This window comes from Solibacillus sp. FSL W7-1464 (assembly GCF_038004425.1).
Lineage (GTDB): Bacteria > Bacillota > Bacilli > Bacillales_A > Planococcaceae > Solibacillus.
The window spans coordinates 3,916,719-3,925,166 of the sequence record NZ_JBBORC010000001.1; the positions used below are offsets into that span (position 1 = coordinate 3,916,719).

Sequence of the window (8,448 nt, forward strand, 5' to 3'; positions counted from 1 at the left end):
AAAAAATGTTAGAAAACGATGCTATGAAACTAAATTTATTTTAAAAAAACTTACTTCTACTAATCTACTAAAAAAACTGCCTAGAAAGTCGTGATCTTTCGGGCAGTTCAATAATTTATTTTTTCTTCGGAATTTTAACAGTGATTTGGTAGTAATCATCTGTATCCTCTTCCTCCGTTTTTACATTGATTCCACTTTTCGTCACCATTGATAACGACTGCTTGATCGTATTAAGAGCAATACGCACATCTTTGCTAATCGCTTTTCTGCTTGGTTTACGTTTTTTTATCTCTGGTTCATCTGGATTTAGAATTTTTTGAATTTGCTCTTCAAGCTGTCTTACATTCCAATCAAACTCTTTCGTCGCTGCAATGAGCTGCATTTGTAATTGCTCATCTTTGATTACAATTAGAGCCCGGGCATGACGTTCCGATATTTCACGATTTAAAATAGCATCCTGAACAAATTGAGGTAACTTTAATAAACGCAATTTATTAGCTACTGTTGATTGTCCTTTACCAAGACGTTGTGCAAGCGCTTCTTGTGTCAGCTGATGTAACCCTAATAATTGCTGATAAGCAAGCGCTTCTTCAATTGCTGTTAATTCCTCGCGTTGAAGGTTTTCAATCAAGGCAATAGACGCCGTTTCCCGATCATTTAAATTCCTTACAATAGCAGGCACTTCTGTCCACTGTAGGGATTTCATCGCTCGATAACGTCGCTCACCGGCAATTATTTCATATTTATCTGCGTCATTATCTATTGGACGAATCACAATTGGTTGAATGACGCCATGTGTATGAATTGTTCTAGCTAATTCTTCAATCTTCTCATCATCAAAAACTGTACGTGGCTGATAACGGTTCGGAATGATTTTGTCTATTGGAATTTTAACTACTTCTTCTGAAGCCATCGAGATATTCTCTATTACTTCTACTTCACTTTTTACTTCTGGCTCTTTGCTCCCGCCTCCGAAAAAACGTGAAAAAGTACTTTTCATCCGTGTGGCACCACCTTTAGGAAACTGTCTACCTCATATACAATATTATTTCTGATTCATTCAAAAATGTACAGTGTTCAATGAATAGTAATTTACGAGAAAGACAGAATTCGTCTGAAAAAGGACAAAATAGTGTCTTTACCCATTTTTATTTCATTATAAACTTATATTTTTCTATCCACTAAAAAAACATAAATATAAATATATATGCAGCAAAAGACGGATATATTTCAAATTTGGTTAACTTATTTATTTAATTGGTGTTTTATTGGGAACACCAGGTTTACGCGGGTATTTTTTTGGTGTAGATTTCACTTTATCAAATACATATAGTGATCGTTCACTTTCCTCTACAGGTAAATGGAAGGCAAACTCCTCTATTAATTTTCCACCTAACGTAGAGATGGCTTTTGTCGCATCTTTTAATTCTTCTGCACCTGCCGCAGCTTTTAATGCAACAAAGTAACCGCCTTCTTTAGCTAAAGGAATACATAGCTCTGACAATACAGAAAGACGTGCCACCGCGCGGGCCGTTACAACATCAAACTTTTCACGGTATGCTGCATTTTGACCAAACTCTTCAGCACGTGCATGAACAAATGTCATATGATCCAAGTTTAACTCATTTGTTAAGTGATTTAAAAATGTAATTCGTTTATTAAGCGAGTCGACAATCGTAATTTGCAAATGCGGGAAGCAAATTTTAATCGGAATGCTTGGGAAGCCTGCACCTGCACCAACATCACAAACCGTTGTCACTTTTGTAAAATCAAAATAAAATGACGCACTGATCGAATCATAGAAGTGCTTCAAATAAACGCCTTCCAAATCCGTAATCGCCGTTAAATTCATCTTTTCATTCCACTCAACCAAAAGCTCATAATATTTTTTAAACTGCGCAATCTGGTGTTCTGAAAGCTCAATACCCTTTTCCTTCAATGCTTCGATAAACTGCTTTTCGTTCATAAAATGACTCCTCCATATTAAAGAATGAGCGCCTTTTTTTGGATAAAGACGCTCACATCATTCAGTTCGTAGTTACTTTTGCAATTTTACCTTGCTCAATATAAACAAGTAAAATTGAAACATCTGCAGGGTTTACACCTGAAATACGCGATGCTTGAGCAATCGAGAGCGGCTGAACACTTTTCAGCTTCATACGCGCTTCTGTCGCCAAGCTTGGAATAGCATCATAATCGATATTTTCAGGGATTTTCTTATCCTCTAGCTTCTTCATTTTCTCTACTTGCTGAAGTGCTTTTTGAATATACCCTTCATATTTTAATTGAATTTCAATTTGCTCTTTTACATCATCCGAAAGTTCCACTTCTGATGGAGTTAGGGAAGCAACTAAATCATACGTCATTTCTGTACGTTTTAAAAGGTCTGCTCCGCGGATACCATCTTTTAGCTCTGCGCCGCCAGCATTGCGGATGACCTCTTGGGTCGTCGCATTCGGCTTAATAATAATTTGACGCAGACGGGCGATTTCCTGTTCAACCTGTGCTTTTTTATGTTGGAAATTCGCATAACGCTCTTCCGTAATCATCCCTGCTTTATAACCGATTTCCGTTAGACGTAAATCTGCATTGTCATGACGTAACAGTAGACGGTACTCCGCACGAGACGTTAATAAACGGTAAGGCTCATTCGTACCTTTTGTTACTAGGTCATCAATTAATACACCGATATAAGCATCTGAACGGTCTAAAATAATTTCTTCTCGGCCTAAAACCTTTGCCGCAGCATTCATTCCGGCCATTAAGCCTTGTCCCGCTGCTTCTTCATAGCCTGAAGTACCGTTAATTTGACCTGCTGTATAAAGACCTTGAATTTTTTTCGTTTCTAATGTTGGCCATAATTGTGTAGGAATAACTGAATCATATTCAATCGCATAGCCGGCACGCATCATTTCGGCATTTTCCAAACCAGGAATCGATGCAATCAGTTTCTTCTGAACATGTTCAGGTAAGCTTGTCGATAACCCCTGGACATATACTTCACGTGTATTGCGTCCTTCAGGCTCCAGGAAAATCTGGTGACGCGGTTTGTCGTTGAAGCGTGTTACTTTATCTTCAATTGATGGGCAATAACGGGGACCTGTCCCTTTAATCATCCCTGAAAACATTGGAGACAAATGCAGATTTTCCTCAATTGTACGATGTGTTTCTTCAGTTGTATAAGTTAACCAGCAAGGGAGCTGATCCATAATATATTCTGTTGTTTCAAAACTGAATGCACGGGGTACATCGTCACCAGGCTGAATTTCCGTTTTTGAGTAATCAATTGTACGGTTGTTTACACGTGGTGGTGTCCCTGTTTTAAAACGAATTAAGTCAAACCCTAATTCTTTTAAGTTATCCGCTAATTTAATCGATGGCTGCTGGTTGTTTGGACCTGAAGAATATTTAAGATTTCCTAAAATAATTTCCCCGCGTAAAAACGTCCCTGTTGTAATAATGACAGATGGTGCACGGTAAATCGCACCAACTTGTGTGATGACACCTTTTACTGCGCCATCCTCTACAATTAGTTCATCGACCATTGCCTGATGAATTTGAAGGTTCTCTTCTTCTTCCAAAACCCGTTTCATTTCATGCTGATATTGGAATTTATCCGCTTGTGCCCGTAAAGCGCGTACTGCCGGACCTTTCCCGGTATTTAACATACGCATTTGAATATGTGTTTTATCGATAATGCGTCCCATTAAACCGCCAAGTGCATCAATTTCACGAACAACGATTCCTTTTGCAGGTCCGCCGACCGAAGGATTACATGGCATAAATGCAATCATATCTAAGTTAATTGTAAGCATGAGTGTTTTAGCACCCATTTTCGCAGCTGCATATGCAGATTCCACACCTGCATGTCCTGCACCAACAACGATTACGTCAAAATTACCTGCTTCGTATTGTATTGACATGTTGTTCTTCCTCTCTTTTATTCCGATTTATTTCCCTAAACAGAACTGCGAGAATAGCTGATTAATTAAGCTTTCCTGTACAGTATCTCCAATAATTTCACCAAGAATCTCCCATGTACGTGTCACATCGATTTGAATCATATCGACAGGTACACCGACTTGCGCTGCAGCAAGCGCATCTTCAATTACCTGTTGTGCTTGGTGCAATAGCGCAATATGTCGCGCATTTGATACATATGTTAAATCATTCGCTTCCACTTGCCCTTCAAAGAACAATGCTGCAATCGCTTCTTCCAGTTCGATTACACCTTCTTCTTTCAATAACGAAGTCGTTACTACACGATGTTTTCCAGCCAATTCATGAACACGGTTTAAATCGATTTTACGTTCGATATCTGTCTTGTTGACAACGACAATATAATCCATCGCAGAAATCGTTTCAAAAAGGCGCTCATCTTCTTCTGTAAGCTCTTCTCCGTAATTTAATACAAGCAATATTAGATCAGCATCTTTTAAAGCCTCTCTTGAACGCTCAACACCAATTCGTTCGACGATATCTTCTGTTTCACGTATACCTGCCGTATCAACTAAACGTAAAGGAACTCCACGTACGTTTACGTATTCTTCAATAATATCACGAGTCGTGCCTGCAATGTCGGTTACAATCGCTTTATTTTCTTGAACTAAACTATTTAAAAGAGATGATTTACCTACGTTTGGACGTCCTAAAATAACGGTAGATAAACCTTCACGCAAAATTTTACCTTGAGATGACGTTTGAAGTAATTTAATAATTTCCTCCCGTACCCAACCGCATTTTTCAAGAAGTACAGGAATCGTCATTTCTTCTACATCGTCATATTCCGGATAATCAATATTTACTTCCACTTGTGCCAACGTCTCTAATAATGCCTGGCGCAAAGTTGTAATAAGACGGGAAAGCTTTCCATCCATCTGACCGAGCGCAACGTTCATCGCACGATCGGTTTTCGCACGAATTAAATCCATTACCGCTTCTGCCTGTGACAAGTCAATACGGCCATTTAAAAATGCACGTTTCGTAAATTCCCCAGGCTCTGCTAAGCGTGCACCGTAGCGTAATACAAGCTGCAGTACTCGGTTCACAGACACAATACCGCCATGACAATTGATCTCGACAACATCTTCACGCGTAAACGTTTTAGGTCCGCGCATCAGGCTCAACATAACTTCCTCTACCACTTCATCAGTTTTCGGGTCGATCAAATGTCCGTAATGGATCGTATGTGTCGCAACTTCCGTCAGACGTTTATGATTTGGTGATTTAAATATTTTATCTGCAATCGCTACCGCCTCATCGCCGCTCAGACGAACAATCGCAATAGCTCCTTCTCCCATTGGAGTGGAAATCGCAGCAATCGTATCGAATTCCATTTATATCCTCCTATTTCAGTGTTATCCACATGTGGATAAATCACATCCGTGCTATACTAACTAACAATTTAGACTAACATATTTTTATTAAAATCTAAAGTAATGTAGATTTGGTTGCATCTTTCATTAAAAAAACGACCTATCCAAAAGAATAGGTCGAAATCTGTCTGTATATTATTTTACTGGCTCAATGACTAAATATCGATTTGGTTCGACACCTTCCGAGTGCGTTTCGATATCTATTCGATTCGCCAAAGCATTATGAATAATTTTCCGTTCATAAGAGGCCATTGGTTCAAAGGATACGGATTTTCGTGTTCGAATTGCCTTGTCCGCCATGCGTAATGCCAGCTGTTCAAGTGCTGCTTGACGTCGCTCACGATAATCCTCCACATCCATTTGTAAAATCATAAACGATTTGGCTGTTTTATTAAGAATGAGCTGAGTTAAATGTTGTAGCGAGTTTAATGTAAGACCACGCTTTCCAATTAATAACGCTGCTTTCTCGCTCGATAACTTAAATGAAACATGTTTACCATCTGTTTCATGGTCAATTGTTAAATCTGTAATTCCCATTCCCAAAGCAATATTCGTTAAATACTGTTTTGCTTCTTCAATGGGATCCACTTGTTGTTGTTCATGGTGAATGTGTTGATCTTCATTAGCTGAAACCGGCTCATTCTCGATTGTTTTTTCGACAATTGTCAGTTCTTCCACATCAGATGCAGAATCTGAAGTCTTCTCTTGATCCACTTGCTGCTGAACAATTTCCTTTACAGTGACACGAACTTCAGCATTTCGTGCCCCAAAACCTAAAAATCCTTTTTTACCCTCTTGTAAAACTTCCACATCAACTTGTTCACGAGTATGGCCAAGCTTTTGTAACGCTAATGAGATCGCTTCTTCTACTGTTGCGCCTATTTGCGTAGTTTGTTTCACTTATTTCGCCCCTTTAGCATCGGTAGCATCCGGTTTATTTTTATTCCAAGGTTTGTAAATAACAAGGTTTTGTAATACAGATACAAAGTTTCCGACTACCCAATATAATGATAACGCGGCTGGTAAAATAATACCGAAACCAACAATCATTAATGGCATGATGTACATCATGATTTTCATTTGCGGGTTATCTACGGCTGGTCCAGTCATTAATACAACATACTGGATAAGACCTGCGATAACAGCAAATACAATACTTGGCTCCGCTAATGGAACCGATAAAAATGTCCCTAATTCAAATGCATCCGGTGTTGCATTCATACGGCTAATCGCATGATAGAAACCGATTAAGATCGGCATCTGGATAAGAATCGGTAAACATCCAGCTAATGGGTTAACACCTGAAGTCTGCATTAACTGCATCATTTCCTGCTGGTATTTTTGTTGAGTTGCCGCGTCTTTTGAGCTGTATTTTGCTTGGAGCTCTTTCAACTTCGGTTGCATTTCCTGCATTTTCTTAGAACTTTTTACTTGTTTGATAGTTAAAGGCAGAATGATTAGACGAATAATAACAGTTACGATAATAATTGCAAATGCATAATTCGCAGCATTACCTTCAAACATATCAGCAAAAAGCTTGATAAATGATACTAATGGCCAAACAATATACTCATTCCAAAAGCCATCACTTTCAGATGAAATTGGTTGGTCAAATTCTGTACAGCCTGATAGCAGTAATACTACTGATACAAGTGACAGCATTATCCATAAATTTTTCTTCAACCTTCTTCCTCCTAAAGCAAACCTATTCAATTTTATGACAATATTTTACCATTACGGACGTTGGTACACTACTAATTGTTCTGTAAATTCAAAGTTTTGGGCATTAAATGATAAACAATTAATTGTGTAACTATCCTTTATATACTCTTGCAACCTTTAAAACATGCTGCAAGCTCTTTTTAGTTTCGTGAAAATCCAGTGTGGCCGCCTGCGTTCTGGCGATAATAACATAATCCATATCTTGTCTTACTTCATCTTTTAATTCCAGAAAAGCTTGGCGAATATAGCGTTTCACTTGAACCCGAGTGACCGCATTTCCTACTTTTTTGCTCACCGATAAGCCAATACGAAACGCCTGTTGTTCTTCCTTTTTCAAGCAATATACAACAAATTGGCGATTCGCAAACGACTTACCTTTTTTAAACACCTTTTGAAAATCTTCATTTTTCTTTATACGTTGGCGTTTATTCATGATCCATTCACCTGCTCCATCTAATCATTGGTACTTTTTTTGCTCATTCAACAACGATAAAAGAAAAAAAAGACCACTGATGTGGCTCAGTGGACTTATGCTGATAATACTTTTCTTCCTTTTTTACGACGGCGAGCTAATACGTTACGGCCGTTTTTAGAGCTCATACGAGCGCGGAAACCGTGAACTTTAGAGTGCTTACGTTTTTTAGGTTGGTACGTGCGTTTCATTTATATACACCTCCTGAATTCGAGCGTTACTATATCTATCTCTACATACAGACCATGATATTATATAAAGAATAAAACCTATTTGTCAATGCTTCAATTTTATTTTTCTCTTTTCCCCTTTAAACCTTATATAATCCCTCCGGCTGTTCTATCCCCCTACTTATCCACAATTCATAAAAATAATTTAAGTTTAGGCTGTGAATAGTATTTTTGCTCTTAAAAATTATCCACAACGTTTATCTACAGGTTTTTCACATATAACAAACCTGTGGACAACTATTATGTATATAACATATGATTATGTGGATAAGATCGTTTAAGTATTGAAATACCTAACTTTATTTGATACGATAACTGTGTTTTACTTTGTGGAATTCTTTTCTGGGAAATATATTATCCACAATTGTTGATAATCTGTGGACAAAGATTTCCCATGCTCTAGAACAACCTTTATCCACAACTTGTGGTTATGTGTATGAACTCCTTTTTAATTATAAAATATATATTTTATAGCTCTGTTTCCTATTAACTATTTAACAGAGCCTTTCTTTTTTCGTAAGCAGGAAAGTTTGCATTTGTAAGGAAATTCACATAAAAAAGACTCTCATCTACTTTTTTGTTAGTATGAGCCTTGTCATTTAAATATACGAATCGAATGTGAAATGAATTAATGAAAGGAAGAAAGAGC

The 8,448-nt window shown here is 37.8% G+C and carries 8 protein-coding genes; all 8 read right to left on the reverse strand.

Features of this window, described 5'->3' with window-relative positions; translation table 11 throughout:
• Positions 1–115: 115 nt before the first annotated feature.
• The 8 genes from noc to rpmH all read right to left on the reverse strand — a co-directional run bounded on the left by noc (position 116) and on the right by rpmH (position 7,760).
• The gene (gene noc, locus MKZ25_RS19580) at positions 116–1,000 is read right to left on the reverse strand and encodes a nucleoid occlusion protein (protein WP_340802933.1); all 885 of its coding nucleotides are present in this window, start codon (positions 998–1,000) and stop codon (positions 116–118) included.
• Positions 1,001–1,249: 249 nt separating this feature from the next.
• Positions 1,250–1,966 carry a 16S rRNA (guanine(527)-N(7))-methyltransferase RsmG gene (gene rsmG / locus MKZ25_RS19585; protein ID WP_340802934.1) on the reverse strand — a complete coding sequence of 239 codons (717 nt, stop codon included), beginning with the start codon at positions 1,964–1,966 and terminating at the stop codon, positions 1,250–1,252.
• 61 nt (positions 1,967–2,027) lie between these two features.
• Positions 2,028–3,923 carry a tRNA uridine-5-carboxymethylaminomethyl(34) synthesis enzyme MnmG gene (gene mnmG / locus MKZ25_RS19590; RefSeq protein ID WP_340802935.1) on the reverse strand — a complete coding sequence of 632 codons (1,896 nt, stop codon included), beginning with the start codon at positions 3,921–3,923 and terminating at the stop codon, positions 2,028–2,030.
• 27 nt (positions 3,924–3,950) lie between these two features.
• Entirely contained in the window at positions 3,951–5,336 is a 1,386-nt protein-coding gene (mnmE, locus tag MKZ25_RS19595) for a tRNA uridine-5-carboxymethylaminomethyl(34) synthesis GTPase MnmE (RefSeq protein ID WP_340802936.1), read from the reverse strand.
• A gap of 174 nt (positions 5,337–5,510) precedes the next feature.
• Entirely contained in the window at positions 5,511–6,275 is a 765-nt protein-coding gene (gene jag / locus MKZ25_RS19600; RefSeq protein WP_340802937.1) for an RNA-binding cell elongation regulator Jag/EloR, read from the reverse strand.
• The gene (gene yidC / locus MKZ25_RS19605; protein WP_340802938.1) at positions 6,276–7,058 is read right to left on the reverse strand and encodes a membrane protein insertase YidC; all 783 of its coding nucleotides are present in this window, start codon (positions 7,056–7,058) and stop codon (positions 6,276–6,278) included.
• Between the two features lie 130 nt (positions 7,059–7,188).
• Complete coding sequence (gene rnpA / locus MKZ25_RS19610) at positions 7,189–7,530, reverse strand: ribonuclease P protein component (protein WP_339174583.1); 342 nt, start codon at positions 7,528–7,530, stop codon at positions 7,189–7,191.
• Positions 7,531–7,625: 95 nt separating this feature from the next.
• The gene (rpmH, locus tag MKZ25_RS19615) at positions 7,626–7,760 is read right to left on the reverse strand and encodes a 50S ribosomal protein L34 (protein ID WP_340802939.1); all 135 of its coding nucleotides are present in this window, start codon (positions 7,758–7,760) and stop codon (positions 7,626–7,628) included.
• Positions 7,761–8,448 lie beyond the last annotated feature (688 nt).

Excerpts from the sequence above, each read along its gene's own strand:
- noc (WP_340802933.1), bottom strand. The coding sequence starts at position 1,000 with ATGAAAAGTACTTTTTCACGTTTTTTCGGAGGCGGGAGCAAAGAGCCA.
- rsmG (WP_340802934.1), bottom strand. The coding sequence starts at position 1,966 with ATGAACGAAAAGCAGTTTATCGAAGCATTGAAGGAAAAGGGTATTGAG.
- mnmG (WP_340802935.1), bottom strand. The coding sequence starts at position 3,923 with ATGTCAATACAATACGAAGCAGGTAATTTTGACGTAATCGTTGTTGGT.
- mnmE (WP_340802936.1), bottom strand. The coding sequence starts at position 5,336 with ATGGAATTCGATACGATTGCTGCGATTTCCACTCCAATGGGAGAAGGA.
- rnpA (WP_339174583.1), bottom strand. The coding sequence starts at position 7,530 with ATGAATAAACGCCAACGTATAAAGAAAAATGAAGATTTTCAAAAGGTG.
- rpmH (WP_340802939.1), bottom strand. The coding sequence starts at position 7,760 with ATGAAACGCACGTACCAACCTAAAAAACGTAAGCACTCTAAAGTTCAC.